Origin of the sequence: Micromonospora sp. NPDC047557 (assembly GCF_043205095.1) — a bacterium.
Classification (GTDB): Bacteria; Actinomycetota; Actinomycetes; order Mycobacteriales; family Micromonosporaceae; genus Micromonospora.
Genome location: NZ_JBIDDK010000004.1, coordinates 1 through 16,944, shown reverse-complemented (window position 1 = coordinate 16,944; position 16,944 = coordinate 1). Strand labels below are relative to the sequence as shown.

The window sequence follows — 16,944 nt, the reverse complement described above, 5'->3', positions numbered from 1 at the left end:
GCCAGCTGACCTTCGTCACGTTCCCGGGGGCCCAGGGGCCGTCTGCCGCCTGGGTGGCAGCCGCCGAGGCGGCGAGGCGGTGGCCAGCGGCGGGAAAGTTGAGAGGTCAGGGACCGGGGTGGGACCCGTGCATGATCGCCGACCGAGGCGTGAGATACGTTGGCGATCATCGATGCGTGGCGGGATCGTCGACGTATGACAGGCCTGTTCCCGTCCCCGCTGATCCGCCGCCTGCTGCCGGGTCTGCTGGCCGCCGTCGTGCTGTCGACGGCGGTGCTCACCACCGCGTTCAGCGCCGCACCGGCAGCCGACGCCGGCACCGCGCCGCCCGCCGCGTACCCCGGAATCGTCCCGGCCCCCGGCGGGCCCGCGGCGCCGACCGCGACCGCACCGCCGACGCCAACCGCGGCGCCTGGTACGCCGGGCACCTCGCCCTTCCCGCCGAGTGTGCCCACCAACCTGACCGCCAGCGAGGTGCGTACCGGGTCGGTCACCCTTACCTGGACGGCCGCCAGGCCGGGCTGTTGCGCCGTCACCGGCTACGACATCACGTACTACCAGGCGTTCGACGACGTCATCTACAGCGCCAGCGTCGGGGCCGTCACCACCACCACGATCAGCAACTACATCCGGCCGGGCAAGCAGTACTCGTTCCGGGTGGCCGCCCGGGACAGCCTCGGGCACCGCTCGGCCTCGACGGACGCGCTGACCGTCGTCACCCCGGTGACGGACACCGGCCCGGACACCGCCCCGCCGAGCGCCCCGCAGAACCTGACCGTCGGCGAGGTGACCGCCTCGACCGCCACGCTGTCCTGGTCGCCGTCGACGGACAACGTCGGCGTGCTCGGTTACAACGTCTACCAGTTCGACGGCTGGTTCACCTCGACACTGATCGCCACCGTGCCGGGAACGACGTACACGGCGTCGCTACCCCCGTCGACGCCGCTTCGCAACCTGTTCTACGTACGGGCCCGGGACGCGGTGGGCAACGTGTCGATCGCGTCCAACACGGTCGCCCTGCCCACGACGTCCACTCCGCCGCCCCCACCGCCCTCGACCTGCCAGGTGACGTACCGGAACCAGTCCGAGTGGCGGGGCGGCTTCGTGGCCACGGTGACGGTCCAGAACACTGGCGCGGCACCGATCGACGGGTGGATCGTCACCTTCAGCTTCCCGGGTGACCAGCAGGTCACCTCGGGGTGGAACGCCACGGTCGGCCAGACCGGCCCCACCGTGACCGCCCGTAACGTCGACTGGAACCGCGTCCTCACGCCGAACGGCTCGGCGAGCTTCGGCGTCCAGGGGCGGTGGAGCTCCAGCGACGCGCCGCCGACCAGCTTCTCGTTGAACGGCGCTCCCTGCGCGGTGGGCTGAGCGCGTCCCCATTGGAGGACTTCTGTGAGCACACCCCACCGCCGCCGCAGGGCACTGCTCGGGGCTGTCACGGCCGGCATCCTCGCCGTCTCGACCACACTCGGCGGTACGACAGCGCCCGCCTCCGCCGCGAACACGCTCAGCATGCGGGGCGCCGACGTCTCCTCGTTGCAGCGCAGCCTGGATCTGGGCGCCAGGTACTACGACGCCGGCGGTGTCGCCCGCGACCCACTGGACATCCTGACGTCCGTCGGCGTCAACTACGTCCGGCTGCGCGTCTGGAACAACCCGGTCAGCGGCTACAACAACAAGAGCAGGGTGTTGGCGCAGGCGAGGGTGGCCAGGGCGAAGGGCCTCAAAGTGCTCATCGACTTTCACTACTCCGACACCTGGGCCGACCCCGGCAAGCAGTACAAGCCGGCCGCCTGGGTCGGCCACAGCCTGAGTCAACTGCGCACCGACGTCTACACCTTCACCTACGACGTCTGCTCCAGCCTCCGCGGGCAGGGCACCCCACCGGACAGTGTGCAGATCGGCAACGAGATCAACGTCGGGATGCTGTGGGACGAGGGCAAGGTCGTCAACAACGACTTCGCCCCGCTGGCCGGCTTGCTCAAGCAGGGCTACAACGCGACCAAGGCGTGCGGTAGCGGCATCCCGGTGATGATCCACACCGCCGACGCCGACAGCAACGCCAACGCGCGATGGTTCTACGACGGCATCCGCGCCCAGGGTGTGCAGTGGGACATCACGGCCCTGTCGTACTACTGCATGTGGCACGGGACCCTGGCGAACCTCTACAACAACATCGCCGACCTGCGCGGCCGCTACGGGAAGCCGGTGGTGATCGTGGAGACCGCGTACCCCTTCACCCGGAACAACGCGGACAGCGAGCCGAACGCCATCGGCGACGCGACCTGTGACGGCATCAGCGCGACCTGGTCCGGGCAGGCCCAGGAGTTCGACTGGGTCCAGAACACGGCCCGCAACGCGGGGGCCATCGGTGTCTTCTACTGGGAGCCGACCTGGTACGCCGTCAGGGGCAACGGCTGGGATCCGGCCAACATCAACGGCACCGGAAACCAGTGGGACAACATGGCCGTCTTCGACTGGTCCGGGCGGGTGAACCCGGGCGTGCGCTGGACGCCCTGACCCGTCGCCGGACGCGCGCGACCGCGGTCAGGATCGCTTTCGGAACGGGGCGAGGACGGCGCGGATCTGGTCGGCCGCGCCCCAGTCGTCGTCGAACTGGGCCAGCACGGCGAGGTGTTGCCGCAGCTGGATGATCGGCATGCGGGCCTGCCAGCCGCTGTCGAGCGAGGTCAGGTCCGCGTAGACCTCGAACATCCGTCGCGCCTCGGGCGGAGGCGAGGTGGACCACACGTGGGCGAGGTCGACCTCGGCCCACGTGTACGACACGGCCGGGTCGATCAGCGCGGGCTGCCCGTCCGCAGTGGCCAGGATGTTCTGTACCCACAGGTCGCCGTGCGTCAGGCAGGCTGGTCGGTCCGGCAGCAGGTCGGGCAGCTGGTGACACAACCGCTCCAGCGCCGCCCGGTCGCCCGCGTCCAGTGCCGCGTCGACGCGCGGCTGCCCGAGCCACCGAAGCAGCCGGTGCTGTGCGAAGAAGGCGTAGCCGTCGTCATTCCAGGTGTTGATCTGGCGGCGACGGCCCAGCCAGTTGTCGTGGTGCCATCCGAAGCGAGGATGGGTCGTGCTCATGTGCATGCGCGCGAGGACGTGCGCGAACTGCTCCCAGAAGACCTCGCTGCGCGGCCTCGGCCCCAGCATCGACAACACGAGCAGTTCCCGGTCCGCCAGGATCACCTCGGGTGTCGCCACACCGCCGAGCTCGCGGAGGGCGGCCAGCCCTTCGGCCTCCGCGACGAAGACGTCGTCGGCCGGAGCGTCGGCGAAGGCCTTGACGAACACCGGCGGCGCGTCCCGGCGGGTGGCGATGCCCGCGAGCGCCGCGATCCCGCCCGTCACCGGTTCCACTGCGACGAAGTCGCGCATCCTGGGCCGGAGCAGACACTCCAGCAGGACCGTCGTCGAGCGCATCAGGTCGGAACTCCTCAAGTCCAGGGCGGAAGATGTCGGCCCATGTATTCACGGGCACGCGGGATCGGGTCACGCCAGTACCGGTCGGGCATGCGGTGGTGGTGCTCGGCGCAGAATTCGGCGAGATCGGTGCTGATCGAGACGCGTTCGAGCGGGTGGCCCTCGAAGGCCGCGTTGACCGCCAGCACCTGTTGCTCCGGGTTCCAGCCCGCATGGTCGAACGCCCAGCCGCCCCAGACCGCGTACGTGTGGACGACCGGCAACTCGCCCGCCAGGCGCACCGCCGCCACCTCGATCGACCGGTCCGGGTACGTGTCCCGACAGACCCAGGCGAGGATGTGGCAGGCCCCGGCGGCGAAGAATGCCTGGTCGGTCCGTTCCCACGCGACGCGCTGGTCTGATCGCTCGATCGCCGTCCGGCGAAAGGCTCCCGCTGCCTCCACCACGCGCACGCTAGTGGGTGACCCGGGGCCTCCGCTCACCCCGCCGACCGTCGTCGGCCGCGATGAACCGGCGCGTGTCACTCGGCGAGGCGGATCGCCAGTGGGCCACGCCGGCCCAGTGCCCACACGGTGAGTGCGAAGCAGCAGAGTCCCATTCCCGTGATCGTGACAGCTGTCCAGCCGCCCGCGGCCCAGAGCGTGGTCGCGGCGGCGGAGCCGATGGCGGCGCCGACGAAGTTGCCGGTCGCCAGTGCCGTGTTGAGCCGGCTGCGGGCCTCGTGGGAGAGGGCGAACAGCCGTGCCCGGTTGAGCAGGGCCTGCGTCTGGAGAGCGACATCGATCATGATGATCGCGACGATGAGCAGCGCGACGGACCGGCCGGCGAACGCCGCGACGACGAAGGCGCCGAGGGCCAATGTCCACGCCACCCCGGTGGCCGGAAGTGACCAACCACGGTCATGCAGACGACCGCCGCGCAGGCCGGAGAGCACACCGGCGAGGCCGGCCAGTCCGAACAGCCCGATCACCGCTACCGGGTATCGGAACGGTGGGCCGCTGAGCAGGAACGTCAGCGCCGTCCAGAACAGCGAGAACGCGGCGAACCCGGTGGCGGCCAGGACCAGCGTCCAGCGGGCCGCCCGCTCGCGCAGGACCACCGCGCCGACCGACGCGATGAGCCGCGGGTATGGCAGGCGCGTGCGCGGCGCCAGCGGTGGAATCGCGCGGTACAGCAGGACCGCGAGCAGAACGGCGACGACCGCGGCGAGGGCGAAGGTCGTACGCCACCCGGCGGCACCGGCGACGAACCCGCTGATCGTACGGGAGGCAAGGATGCCGCTGAGGGTCCCGGATCCGACGATTCCGACGATCCGACCGCGGTGGGCGTCGCCGGCCAGGTCCCCGGCGAGCGGTGTGAGGACCTGCCCGGAAATCGTCGTGACGCCGAGGACGGTCAGTGCGAGCAGGAGCACACCGAACGACGGTGCCAGCGCGCACAGCAGCAACGCGGCGGCCGAGGCCACCAGCAGCACCGGGACGAACCGACGACGGTCCAGGACGTCGCCGAGCGGCACGAGCAGCAGCACGCCGACGGCGTACCCGGTCTGCGTCGCGGTGACGAGCCAGCCGGCCGTCGCGGCGGCGGCGCGCAGGTCGCCGGCGATGACGTTGAGCAGCGGCTGCGCCCAGTACAGGTTGGCGATCGCCGCTCCCGCTGCCAATGCGAGCAGGAACGTCAGCCGGCGACTCATCTCGGGCGGCGGTGCCGTTCCGGACGCTGCCACCCCGCCACGCTAGTGGATTACGGCCTGCGGCGGAGTTCGCGTAGCACGCCGTGGCGGCGCACGGCCCACGCGAGGCGCCGGACGCTCGGGTGCCGCACGAACAGCACTGCCACCCGGCGGATCAGGCCGAACCGGTTGTCGCTGACCTGGTTCTCCATCGCCTGCCAGATCAGCTCGCGCACCGAGGCGCTGTCCAGGGCCGCCCGTACCTCACGGCGTACCGCAGGGTCCTCGGCCGCCGAGGCGATGGCGGCGGCCAGGCCCGGACGGGCCGCAAGCGGCTCCACCGCCGCGGCGACGAGCGGCCGGCGTACGTCGTCCTGCTCCAACAGCAGCAGCACGGCCTCCCGGATCTCGACCGTCTCCAGGCCGGAGCGCAGCAGGCTCAGCAGGCTGCGCTCGACCTCGCCGTCGTGATCCGGAACGGACAGCGTGGCCAGCAGCACGGACACCTCGTCGAGATCGATGAGGTGTCGCACCCCGCTGCGGAACTCCGGCAGCTCCCAGGCGACCTGGAGAGCCTTGACGAGATCGCGGTTCATGCGCCATCCGCTACCCGCAGGCGGCGGTCGGCGAAACTCCGACCGCCGGCCCGGCGGTGCCCGGGGCAGTTGGGGCACTATCGTTCTGGGGTGCACATCCGTTTCGACGTCCCCGCTGATCCCGACTACCCGGGTCGCGTGGCGGCCACGCTCGGCGGTGTCCGGCTGCGCAGGTACAGCTATGTGGGCGCGGTGCTGGCGGCGGTGGGGGCGATCGGTCTGGTCGTCTCGCGCGGGTTCGCGTCCGGCGAGCGGACGTCGCCGCTGTGGACGGCGATCCTCGTGGGCGGCGTGCTGTCGATGCTGTACCTGCCGTGGGTGCGGTGGCGCGCACGTCGCCGCTCCGGTCGCTACGCGGTCGAGGGCGGCTACGACATCACCGACGACAACATCATGATGCGCAGCGGCTCGGAGTCCGGCGGTATCGCGTGGGACGGCGTCGCCCAGGTGAAGGACACACCGGATTTCTGGATCGTGTACGTCGGCCGGATGCCGGCGACCGTGATCCCACGGTGGTTGATGTCCGCCGAAGACGCCGAGACGCTGCGGGCCTTCATGGCCGACCGCGGGCTGCTCCGGCAAGGGTGAAGTGAGATCCCGCCGACGCGCGGGGGTGCGGGTTCTTGGCGGCGGGAGGTCTGGACGGTCTCGCGTACTGTTCCCGCCGTGCCGGACAGACCGAACCGCATTCGCCGTCGTTGGGCGATCGTCGGGCCGCCGCTTGCGACGGCTCTCATGCTGGGCGTCTTGGTCATCGCCACTGTGGTGAAGGGCAGCGACCCGGAACTGTGGATGCGTCCGGCTGTGCTGGCTCCGGGTGGGCTGCTGGCCCTGATCTGGTGGCAGGTGGTGGTCCGCCCGCGGCATCGTTGGTGGGCGCTTGGTGCCGCGCTGGCGGTGACCGCGGTCGCCTACCTGATGCTGTACCGACTGGTTCTGGCCTGGCTGCCGTTCCCGTGGGACGGTGTGGTCAGCTTCGGGGTCGCCGGATGGCTGGGGGCATTCGCGTACGTGGCCGTTACTCAGCGGGCGACGGCACCCTTCTCGAGCGGCGAGACCGCCCCGAGCAGCACGGTCGGTCCGGGTGAGGTGTACGAGGTGTCGTTCGGCCTGACCCGCCGTGACCTCTTGTTGGCGCCCGTCAGCGTGGTCCTCGTCGCCGTGGGTGTCCTGATGTTCCGCGATGAGCCGTTCGCCGGCATCCTCACCGCGATGCTCGGCGGCGCGTACCTGCTGCTGCGGCTCATCGCCGTGCTGGGCCGCCGTGTCGCGCTTCGCGTCGACGCGGCCGGGGTCACCCTCGGTCAGGTGCCGCCCTGGCCGTCGTCGCACACCGCTGTGGTGCCGTGGTCCGACATCGAGTCCGTGGTGCTGTGGACGCAGCAGACCGGTGTGGTCACGACTCCGTACGTCGGCCTACGGAGGCGTCGCGGTCTGCCGCCGCTGCCCGGCTCGGCTCGCTCGCGCGGCCTGCGGTGGTTGATTCAGACCGCGGTCCCGTACGTGCCGCCGGCCGTTCTGGCCGACAGTCGGCCGGCGACCTTCTGGCGGCTGCACCGCCCCAGTCTCGAGGTGGCGGTCCGCCACTTCGCACCCGCGGTGGACATCGTCGACCTGAGCTGACCTGATCGAGCGGCGTCAACCCTGTCGGGGCGCCCGGCAGCATAACGCGTGGGCGGCGTGATCCCACTCGGAAGCGTGATGCTTGATTCGATAGGAATCTGTCAATAGATTGAGGGCGGGCGCCGCCGAGGCCCGGGCAACCGGGCCGTCGGCGACTGACAGGTCCACCCCGAGCCGGGCACGTTGGTCGTACGCATCGACCAGTCGCTGTGGCGCATCGCCGCGCCGCATCCGGCGCGTTGTCGCGTCGCGTCCGTTCCGGACGCGCGCTGCCGCGCCGATTTCCCAGCTCGATGGCAGAAGGACTTTTCATGACGATTTTCCGCGCCCGCCCCGCCCCGACCCTGGCGGTCGTCGCCGCGCTGGCCGCCGCCGTAACCGCGACCGGAACGGCCCTGCTCGTCGTCCCCGCCGCGGCCGCCCAGGGCTGCCGGGTCGACTACACGCCCAACCAGTGGCCCGGCGGATTCACCGCCAACATCAAGGTCACCCCCGGCGACAGCGCCGTCTCCAGTTGGACCGTCACCTGGACGTACGCCGGGGACGAGCGCGTCACGAACGGCTGGAACGCCACGGTCAGCCAGTCCGGATCGACGGTGACCGCCCGCAACATGTCGTACAACGGCAGCATCCCGGCCGGCGGCTCCACCGAGTTCGGCGTGCAGGGCACGTACGGCGTCAGTGGCGGCACGCCGAGCGGGTTCAGCCTGAACGGCGTGCCGTGCAACGGCGCCGGGCCGACCCCGACGACCGGCGTGCCCACCACGCCTCCGCCGACGACGCCCCCGCCGACGACGCCCCCGACGACGCCGCCGCCGACGACGCGTCCGCCGACCACCCCGCCCCCCACCACGCCTCCGCCGACGACACCTCCGCCCACCACCCCGCCGCCGGCCGGGTGCGCGGGTGCGGTGCTCTGCGACGGCTTCGAGAACCAGACCGGCGCGACGCCGTCCGGCGACTGGACCGTGGTGAACCCGGACTGTTCCGGCGCCGGCACGGCCACCATCGACACGGCCACCACACACAGCGGCAGCCGGGCGGTCCGGATCAACGGCGCAGCCGGGTACTGCAACCACGTCTTCATCAGGTCCACCAAGAACCTCAGCAGCGTGGGCAGCGTGCGGTACGGCCGGATCTGGGTACGGCACACCACGGCCCAGCCCACCGACCACACCACGATGATGGCGATGGCCGACGCCGCCGACGGCAACCGTGACCTGCGGATGGGCGGCCAGAACGGCGCCCTGCAGTGGAACCGCGCCTCCGACGACGCGACGCTGCCCGAGCAGAGCCCGGCCGGGGTGGCGCAGAGCGTCCCGCTGCCCACCAACCGGTGGGCCTGCCTGGAGTTCATGGTGGACGGCTCGGCCGGCCAGCTGCGTACCTGGCTGGACGGCACGGCCATCGTGGGGCTGACCGCGGACGGCGTGCCGACGCACGACATCGACGGCCAGTGGTACAACCGCACCTGGCGTCCGCAGCTCACCGACCTGAAGCTGGGCTGGGAGAGTTACGGCAACGGCGCCGACACCCTTTGGTACGACGACGTCGCGGTCGGGTCCAGTCGGATCGGCTGCTGACCCTCCGGAACTGTGTCAAGGGTGTGGCCCGGTCGACGTGCCACACCCTTGGCCGTTCACTGCCTGAGCCGGGGGCCGGGTCGGGACGGCCCACCGACAGCTGTCGGTGTCAGAGGGCGGCGATAGCCTGCTGCCATGGCGAGCGCCGAACTGGAAGAGTTGATCGTCGCGGACGCCGACGCGCTGCGCGCGTGGTTGTCGGAGAACCACGCCACATCGCTCGGCGTCTGGCTCGCCCTGACCAAGAAGGGTGGCACGGTCACGACGCTGACCTGGCAGCACGCGGTCGACGAGGCGCTGTGTTTCGGCTGGATCGACGGGCAGGCCCGCAAACGGGACGAGCAGACCTCCTGGATCCGGTTCACCCCTCGCCGGCCCCGCAGTGTCTGGTCCCGACGCAACGTCGAACACGTCGCCCGGCTCGAGGCGCAGGGGCTGATGATGCCCGCGGGCCGCGCCGCGGTGGAGGCCGCGAAGGCCGACGGGCGGTGGGCTGCCGCGTACGCCCCGTCGTCGGAGGCCGAGGTGCCGGCCGACCTGCTCGCCGCCATCGCCGCCGAACCCGCCGCCCAGGCGATGTTCGACGTGCTCACCAAGGCCAACCGGTTCGCGCTCATCTACCGCCTCAACGCCGTCAAACGGGCGGAGACCCGCGAGCGGAAGATCGGCGAGTTCGTCGCCATGCTGGCCCGCCACGAGACCATCTATCCGCAGAAGGCCAGGCCGCCGAGCGCGCCATCCTCGTGATCACGGCGCTCCGCTGGCCCTGATTTCCAGGTCCGGGGGAGCTTGCCCACGTAGGGCACGGCGCTGCCGCCCGGCTGTTGTGGGACCGGGCGGCAGCGCCGGGAGTCACTCCGGGAGTTGGTAGAGGCGGTAGCGGGCAACAGTCTCGAAGCCGATCTGCCGGTACACCGGCTCGCCCTCGCTGCTCGCCTGGAGCGTGACGATCCGCCGCCCGGACTCACGGGTGAGGCGCAGCGCCTCGCGGGTGAGCGCCGTCGCGATGCCGCGCCGACGGAAATCGGGGTCGGTGGCGATGCAGTACAGAGCGCCGATGTCGGTGCCGAGCGACAGGGTGCACGTGCCGACGGTGCGGCCGTCGATCGTGCCCGCGAGGCGGACCACGTCCGGGTAGGCGAAGTTCAGCTCCCGGTCGACGACCAGCCCGGGATCCCCGGGGATGCCGAGCGGCCCGGCGTACGCCCCGACGTACTCCCGCATCTCGAGCGGGTCGCCGATGTGCCGGATCCGCAGATCGCTCGGCGCCTCGACCTCGGCGACGGTGGTCACGTCCAGCGCCATGACGGGCATGTCGGCGATCTGCTTCGCGCCGCGATCGAGGAGGCCCTCGGCGGTGCCCTCGTCGCTGTCCGCCCCTACCCACCAGCCCCAGTGCGAGCCGGTCAGGTGCTTCCTCGCCTGCGTGATCGCCTCGTCGAGCGGCAGATCACGGACGCGAAGGACCGCGTTGAGCAGCGGGTGCGGAACGTCGGTGCGGTAGGTCGGCAGGTCGGTGTCGGGGTCGGTGCCCGCCCAGCCGCACCAGTACCGGCGGTTGGCGGCGAGTTGCGGTTCCAGGTCGTGGATGGAGTGCGTGGTCATACCCTCAGGACATCCCTGGTCAGCCAGAAGTTCGATCTGCCGCAGAAAAATTCTCCGGCCGGGCCGGCCGAGGGGTGTGCAGAAGGCGCACCTCGCGCACCAGGCCCTCTTTCTCCCGGAGCAGCCAGGTCGCGCCGGGTGGGCAGTGGAACGGGTCCTCCGGCGGGTTGATGAAGGCGTTCTCCCAGATCGTGATGCCGGAGCCGGCCAGCACTCCGGTGATCTTGTGGCTGACACCGTAGTCGTTGTCCTGCCGTATGACCGCGAAGAGTGGTTCCCGACCGATCGTCCGGGTGCCGTCCGGCCACCAGAACACCATGTCCTCGGCCCAGCGCGCGGTCACCTTGGTCACGGACGCGCCGTCGGCCACCGCCGACAGGATCGTCGCCGCCTCCTCGCGCCGCTCGGCGCGCAGGGCCCCGGTCCCGTCGTGTCGCTCGTCGCGGACGCGGGGGAGGATCTCGGCCAACTGCCGACGCGCCTCGCTCAGGCGGCTGCGGACGGTACCGACCGGGGTCCCGCACAGCTCCGCGATCTGCTCGTACGAGTTGTTCTCGGTGAAGTAGCGCAGCAACGCCACCGTCTGCGCGGCAGGCGACAACTGCTGCAACCCGTGCCAGACCCAGTCCCGCATGGCGCTCTGCTCGATGCGGGCGACCGGGTCGTCGAGCCCCGAGGCGAGCAGGTTCTCACCTGCCACCCCGACCGGGACGGGCACGCGCGCGCGCAGCATCGTCCGGCAGTTGTTGCGGACGATGGCGTGCAGCCACGGCCGCACGGCGGCGGGGTCGCGCAGCTCACCGATCCGGCTGAACGCCGCGATCGCCGCGTCCTGGCAGGCGTCCTCGGCGTCGGGCCCGGCGCCCAGAATGCGACGGGCCACTGAGAGCATGCCGGCGTAGTGACAGTCGAACAACAGTGCGAAGCTGCGGGGATCGCCCTGCTGGGCGCCCCGGACCAGTTGCGCGGTGTCGCCGTCCGGCACGCGTCTCGAGCTCAGGAAAAGCATGCCGGAACGCTAGCTCGGTCCCGCTGGAACGTCTTTTCCGACGGCCGCAGGAACGTTCGACGAGTGCGATTCACTCCCTTTCCGGGCGCGTTTGCCGGGCCGGGCCCGGGGAAGCCGAATTCGCGGGCGCGAGGTCGCGGTCGGGCGGGAGACGGCCGAGCCGGAGGCCGACGTCCACCAGGCGGACGAGCAGCTCGACACCGTGACCCGCCGGCGGCGCCCCGCAGGTTCAGGCGGAGGAGCGCAGGCGCGAACCCGAGGTGTCGACGGTCTGCCGGGTGCCGTGCACGGTGACGCCGGTCAGCCGGATGCTCCCCAACGCCTCGGGGATGTGCGGATCGGTGCCGAGATGGCCGTCGCTGACGTCGAGCCCGAGCATCGACCGCAGAAGCAGCAGGGGGGCGCCACTGGCCCAGGCCTGGGGATTGCAGGCGGTGGGGTAGGGCACGGGCCGTCGTCCGAACGATCGGTCGTACCCGGAGAACGCCTCGGGCAGGCGGTAGTCGAAGTGGGCCGCCGCATCGAGCATCGCCATCGCGATGCGGTTGGCCGCGTCCCGGTGGCCGTAGCGGGCAAGCCCGGCGGCGATGATCGAATTGTCGTGCGGCCACACCGTGCCGAGGTGGTAGCCGATGGGGTTGTACCCCACGTCCTCGGTGGACAGGGTCCGGACACCCCAGCCGGAGAACATCGCGTCGGACATCAACTGCCGAGCCACCGCGGCGGCACGATCGGGCGGGACGATTCCACTCCACAACAGGTGGCCCATGTTCGAGGTCATCGAGTCGATGGGCCGCTTGTGGGCGTCGAGGCCGATCGCGTAGTAGCCGCCCCGCGTCGGCAGCCAGTAGTCGCGGTTGAACCGCTCGCGCAGGTCGGCGGCCTCACCACGCAGGCGTCGCGCCAACGGGGCGTCGGCCCACGGCCCGTCGGCGAGTTCCGCGGCGCGGAGCTTGGCATCGTAGGTGTAGCCCTGGATCTCGCAGGTGGCGACCGGCAGGTCGGGAAGCCTGCCGTCAGCGAACTGCACGCCGTCCGGTGAGTCGCGCCAACACTGGTTGCGCATCCCGTCCGGGGAGCGCGTGGCGTACTCGACGTAACCGTCGCCGTCGCGGTCTCCGAATTCGTCGATCCACCGCAGAGCCGCGTCGGCGTTGGGCCGCAACTGCCGCACCAACGCGTCGTCGCCAGTCCACCGCCAGTACTCGGAGAGCAGGATGAGCCAGAGCTGGGTGGTGTCGGCCGAGCCGAAGCAGGGGCCGTACGGCGCGATGCCGAGCTGCGTCAGCTCCCCGGAGCGGAACTCGTGCAGGATCTTTCCGGGCTCCTGGTCACTGAAGTCGTCGACGGCCTTGCCCTGGTGCGCGGCGAGCGTCACCAGCGTGCCCCGCGCCACGTCTGGCCCACAGGTGATGCTCTGGTAGGCGGTGATCAGCGTGTCCCGCCCGAACAGGGTCAGGAACCAGGGCATCCCGGCGGCCAGCAGGACGACCTTGTCGCCGTTGATCTCCTTGACGATGCGCATCGAAAGCAGGTCGGCGGCGGATTTGTGATAGACGTTGCGCAACAGTTCCGAATCCGCGCTGAGGTCCGGCTTGTTGGCCGCCCACAGCGACGCCACGTCGTCGGCATCGAAGTCGGGTGCCTCGCCGAAGGTGCGGCGGGCCGGTTGGTAGTCCGCGCCTTGACAGTTCAGCAGCACGCGCAGCTCGCAATCCCAGCTGTCACCTCGCCCCAGGTGCACGTCCCAGATCAGCGCGTCGCCCTCGACCTGGTCGGCAGGTGGGTTGGCCTCGACAGTCGTGCCGGCCGACCAGCGCGAGTTCTGATAGGAGAAGCGTAGGGCAGAGCCGTCCGACAGGTGGGCTCGCCGGATGTCGGCCAGCCTGCTCCGCCCCGCCCTCTTGATGTCGAAGAGGTCGGCGAAGTCCACACCAACATCCAACCGCAGGCGTACGCGGACCGGTTCGGTGCCGAAGTACTGCACCGCGATCCGCTCGTGCATGCCGTCGCCGACGAACCGTTCCCGCCGCACGCCGATCCTGTTTGCCCGCAGGCCCTGCAGCTCCGGATTGGCGAGGAAGAACGCCGCGGAATAGGCATCGACCGTGGTGGCGCTGAGCAGGAGCGGGACGAGCCCGTCGAGAGTCAACTGCCAACGGCTGAGATAGCGGGTGTCGTCGTGCACCAGGCCGGCGATGGAGTCGCCCGGCACGTCACCAACCGAATTGGACAACATGAAGGTCCGGCCCTCGAATATGCCGATGGAATCCGAGCCCAATTCCGGGGGCATGTCGCGGTTGGCGCCGCCGTGAGCCTGTTCCTGCTGTTGCGTCGGCCGAGAATTCATGGCACCCGCACCTCCCCCGTTGGCAGGGGCGGCCCCGCCGTGCCCGTTCGCAGTCTAGGACTCGAAAAGATGACCTCGCTGCGATATCGAAGGGCACTGCTGGCGGCGACGCGGACGACCGATCACGCCGAGCGGATCGGCACGGCCTGCTCCGTCCGCTGTGGCCTGTTCCGTGGCACTCGGCCGGTTGAGCATGTTATCGATAACATGCTATCTTTCGGCGCGGGAGCGAAGGGCACGCTCCCAGTCACCTCAGTCAATCGGCACAGGCACGCCGAGGGCTCACCCTCCCGCCGCCTCGCCGGTCGGTGACCAGTCCGGGCCGCTCCGCCACTGCCAGGCGACCGCAGGCGGTCGTCGGACGACCCTGGTCCGGCTGCATTGCCCGCTTCCCTTGCCCCGTCACGGACAACCCCGGCAGCGACGGTACGGCCCGTACGCACCCGTGTGCGCCACGCCGGCCCCAGGAGCATGCCGGCCCGCACACCGGCGCGAACCGACTCTTTGACGCCGAGGTGCATGTCGGTACGGACGATCAACGGCAAGGAGTCGAGCAATGGTAAAACGGAGACAACTCTTCTCGTTCATCGCGGCCGCGGTGGTTCTCGTCGCGGCGACCGGTGGTGCACTGCGCGGCGGATTCGGCGCCGAGGCGGCGGCCGCCACCAACGGCACCCTCGCGGCGACCGCGGGCTGCGGCAAGGCGCCCACTCTCACCAGCGGGACGCGCACGATTTCCAGCAGCGGCCAGAATCGCAGCTACATCCTCCAGATCCCGGGCGGTTATGACCGGAACCGTCCGTACCGACTGGTCTTCGGCTTCCACTGGCTGAACGGCTCGGCCAACAACGTCGCCTCGGCCGGCTACTACGGGCTGGCGCCGTTGTCGAACAACAGCACGATCTTCGTCGCGCCCCAGGGCATCGACGCCGGTTGGGCCAACACGAACGGTCGGGACCTGACTCTGTTCGACGACATCTCCCGGCAGGTCGAGAACGACCTCTGCGTCGACACGACCCAGCGTTTCGCCCTGGGCTGGAGCTACGGCGGGGCCATGAGCTATGCGGTGGCCTGCGCCCGACCGACCGTCATCCGGGCGGTCACCGTGCTCTCCGGCGCCAACCTCAGCGGCTGTAACGGCGGCACCCAGCCTGTCGCGTACTTCGGCATCCACGGCATCTACGACAGCGTGCTGAACATCTCCCAGGGCCGGGCGCTGCGCGACACGTTCGTCCGGAACAACGGCTGCACCGCACAGAGCCCGCGCGAGCCCAGCCGAGGCAGCCTCACCCACATCACCACCACCTACTCCGGCTGCCGCGCGGGTTACCCCGTGCAGTGGGCCGCGTTCGACGGCGACCACACCCCGAGCCCGGTCGACGGGTCGTCCAGCCCCAACGACTCCAGGACGTGGACCTCGGCGGAGATCTGGCGATTCTTCACCCAGTTCCAGTCCACCACGCCGCCCACGACCGCCCCGCCCACCACGGCACCGCCGACCACGGCACCGCCCACCACGGCACCGCCGACCACGGCACCGCCCACCACGGCCCCGCCGACGACGGCCCCGCCGACGACGCCTCCGCCGACGACGCCGCCGCCGACCGGGGAGCCGGGCAGTTGCGCCGCCACCTACCGGGCGGTCAACAGCTGGCCGGGCGGCTTCCAGGGTGAGGTCACCGTCGTCAACAACACCGCCACCTCGATCAGCGGCTGGACCGTACGCCTGACCCTGGCCAGCGGCCAGGCCATCAGCAGCCTCTGGAACGGCACCAACACGGGCACCACCGGCAACGTCAGCGTCCGCAACGCCGCGTACAACGGTGCCCTGGCGCCGAACGCCTCGACCACCTTCGGGTTCACCGCCACCGGCAACGGCGACACCCCGCCCAGCAACGTCACCTGCACGAGCCCCTGACCATCCGAGCCCGAGGTCCGGAGCAACCAGCTCCGGGCCCCGGGCCGGGGTTCAACCCGCAGTGACCGCCACGGCCGCGGGCAGCGTTCGTACCGCGGGCCGAGCGCCCGGTCGTGCGAGCTTCGGCGCCGCGCCTGCCGGACGTGGGGGCGTCGACGCTCGGGGAGGCCGGGACCAGGTGATGCGCGGGCATCGATGTTAGCGCCAACCATCCCAGATCGTCAGGCGTGCCCTTCCCCGGTCGAGGACCTCGGACGGCGTGGTAGCTGCGCATGATCGGCGTCGATCGGACGCGTCGTGCCGGCTCGGGCCATCGGCCCAACGAAGCGCCAATGTTACGTCTTGACGAACAGCATGTTATCGCTCACAGTCGATGGGCAAGGACGGCGACGGCTACGGCTTACGGGGCGGGCCTGCGACGCCGACCTTGATTCAGGCGTGCGTCCACCGCATGCAGGGGATCTTGTTAGCGCGAACATTCCCGACGCATGCACCCGGTCGCGTGTCGCGGTCCGCCCAGCTTCGGGTGACCGTTCGGCTCCTGGTGATTGAGGAGGATCATGTCTGCCTTTGGTAGGTCTCCGTCGACAGCACCGCCCTCGCGGCGGCGAGGGTGGTTGGTGCGAGCAGTCGCCGCCGGCGCGGCAGCGGTGGTGGTCGCCGGCGCCGCCGCGATGGCGGTGTCGTCACCCGCGGCCGCGGCGACGGTCGACACCAGCGCCTGGTACGTGTTGGTGAACCGCAACAGCGGCAAGGCATTGGACGTGTACAACCTGGCCACGAACGACGGCGCGCGGATCACCCAGTGGACGCGTAACAACGGTAACCAGCAGCAGTGGCAGTTCGTGGATTCGGGCGGTGGCTACTACCGGCTCAAGTCGCGGTTGTCGGGCAAGGTGCTGGATGTCTACAACCGCTCGACCGCCAACGGTGCGGCGATCGTGCAGTGGTCCGACAACAACGGCACCAACCAGCAGTTCCAGCTCGCCGACTCGGACAGTGGCTACGTGCGTTTAATCAACCGCAACAGCAGCAAGGTGATGGAGGTGCAGGGCGCCTCGACCGCCGACGGTGGCAACATCGTGCAGTACGACGACTGGAACGGCACCAACCAGCAGTGGCAGCTCGTGCGCGTCGACGGCGGGGGCAACCC

General features: G+C 70.5%; 15 protein-coding genes. 8 read left to right on the top strand and 7 right to left on the bottom strand.

The features are described from left to right. Nucleotides 1-195: 195 nt before the first annotated feature. Nucleotides 196-1,374 carry a cellulose binding domain-containing protein gene (locus tag ACGGAQ_RS12795; protein WP_393047952.1) on the top strand — a complete coding sequence of 393 codons (1,179 nt, stop codon included), beginning with the start codon at nucleotides 196-198 and terminating at the stop codon, nucleotides 1,372-1,374. A 24-nt stretch (nucleotides 1,375-1,398) separates the two neighbouring features. Then, nucleotides 1,399-2,526, top strand: a complete 1,128-nt coding sequence (locus ACGGAQ_RS12790; RefSeq protein ID WP_393047950.1) for an arabinogalactan endo-beta-1,4-galactanase — start codon at nucleotides 1,399-1,401, stop codon at nucleotides 2,524-2,526. 27 nt (nucleotides 2,527-2,553) lie between these two features. Here the strand turns inward: ACGGAQ_RS12790 and ACGGAQ_RS12785 are convergent, their stop codons facing one another. From ACGGAQ_RS12785 to ACGGAQ_RS12770, 4 genes are all read right to left on the bottom strand, one after another. Further along, nucleotides 2,554-3,435, bottom strand: coding sequence for a fructosamine kinase family protein (locus ACGGAQ_RS12785; protein WP_393047947.1), 882 nt, complete (start codon nucleotides 3,433-3,435; stop codon nucleotides 2,554-2,556). A 14-nt stretch (nucleotides 3,436-3,449) separates the two neighbouring features. Then, nucleotides 3,450-3,878, bottom strand: coding sequence for a hypothetical protein (locus ACGGAQ_RS12780; RefSeq protein ID WP_393047944.1), 429 nt, complete (start codon nucleotides 3,876-3,878; stop codon nucleotides 3,450-3,452). Between the two features lie 77 nt (nucleotides 3,879-3,955). Beyond that, nucleotides 3,956-5,161, bottom strand: a complete 1,206-nt coding sequence (locus ACGGAQ_RS12775; protein ID WP_393047941.1) for an MFS transporter — start codon at nucleotides 5,159-5,161, stop codon at nucleotides 3,956-3,958. Nucleotides 5,162-5,178: 17 nt separating this feature from the next. Further along, a complete protein-coding gene (locus ACGGAQ_RS12770; RefSeq protein WP_393047938.1) occupies nucleotides 5,179-5,703 on the bottom strand; it encodes a hypothetical protein in 525 nt (174 codons plus the stop codon). A 90-nt stretch (nucleotides 5,704-5,793) separates the two neighbouring features. Here ACGGAQ_RS12770 and ACGGAQ_RS12765 point away from each other — a divergent pair, with 90 nt between their 5' ends. The 4 genes from ACGGAQ_RS12765 (at nucleotide 5,794) to ACGGAQ_RS12750 (ending at nucleotide 9,656) form a co-directional block, all read left to right on the top strand. Then, nucleotides 5,794-6,291, top strand: a complete 498-nt coding sequence (locus ACGGAQ_RS12765) for a YcxB family protein (RefSeq protein ID WP_393047936.1) — start codon at nucleotides 5,794-5,796, stop codon at nucleotides 6,289-6,291. 78 nt (nucleotides 6,292-6,369) lie between these two features. Continuing rightward, nucleotides 6,370-7,326 carry a hypothetical protein gene (locus tag ACGGAQ_RS12760; RefSeq protein WP_393047933.1) on the top strand — a complete coding sequence of 319 codons (957 nt, stop codon included), beginning with the start codon at nucleotides 6,370-6,372 and terminating at the stop codon, nucleotides 7,324-7,326. 311 nt (nucleotides 7,327-7,637) lie between these two features. Then, on the top strand, nucleotides 7,638-8,909 hold the full coding sequence (locus ACGGAQ_RS12755; RefSeq protein WP_393047930.1) for a cellulose-binding domain-containing protein: 1,272 nt from the start codon (nucleotides 7,638-7,640) through the stop codon (nucleotides 8,907-8,909). A 135-nt stretch (nucleotides 8,910-9,044) separates the two neighbouring features. Beyond that, on the top strand, nucleotides 9,045-9,656 hold the full coding sequence (locus tag ACGGAQ_RS12750) for a YdeI family protein (protein WP_393047927.1): 612 nt from the start codon (nucleotides 9,045-9,047) through the stop codon (nucleotides 9,654-9,656). A gap of 105 nt (nucleotides 9,657-9,761) precedes the next feature. Here ACGGAQ_RS12750 and ACGGAQ_RS12745 read toward each other — a convergent pair whose 3' ends face one another. From ACGGAQ_RS12745 to ACGGAQ_RS12735, 3 genes are all read right to left on the bottom strand, one after another. Continuing rightward, the gene (locus tag ACGGAQ_RS12745; RefSeq protein WP_393047924.1) at nucleotides 9,762-10,514 is read right to left on the bottom strand and encodes a GNAT family N-acetyltransferase; all 753 of its coding nucleotides are present in this window, start codon (nucleotides 10,512-10,514) and stop codon (nucleotides 9,762-9,764) included. A 19-nt stretch (nucleotides 10,515-10,533) separates the two neighbouring features. Next, a complete protein-coding gene (locus tag ACGGAQ_RS12740) occupies nucleotides 10,534-11,523 on the bottom strand; it encodes an RNA polymerase sigma factor (RefSeq protein ID WP_393047921.1) in 990 nt (329 codons plus the stop codon). Between the two features lie 229 nt (nucleotides 11,524-11,752). After that, nucleotides 11,753-13,816, bottom strand: coding sequence for a glycogen debranching N-terminal domain-containing protein (locus tag ACGGAQ_RS12735; protein ID WP_393048842.1), 2,064 nt, complete (start codon nucleotides 13,814-13,816; stop codon nucleotides 11,753-11,755). 613 nt (nucleotides 13,817-14,429) lie between these two features. Between ACGGAQ_RS12735 and ACGGAQ_RS12730 the strand changes: the two genes are divergently transcribed. After that, nucleotides 14,430-15,791: a cellulose binding domain-containing protein gene (locus ACGGAQ_RS12730; protein ID WP_393047918.1), complete on the top strand. Its 1,362-nt coding sequence runs from the start codon at nucleotides 14,430-14,432 to the stop codon at nucleotides 15,789-15,791. Nucleotides 15,792-16,351: 560 nt separating this feature from the next. Continuing rightward, on the top strand, nucleotides 16,352-16,944 hold a 593-nt coding region (locus ACGGAQ_RS12725), incomplete at its 3' end, for an RICIN domain-containing protein (RefSeq protein ID WP_393047915.1).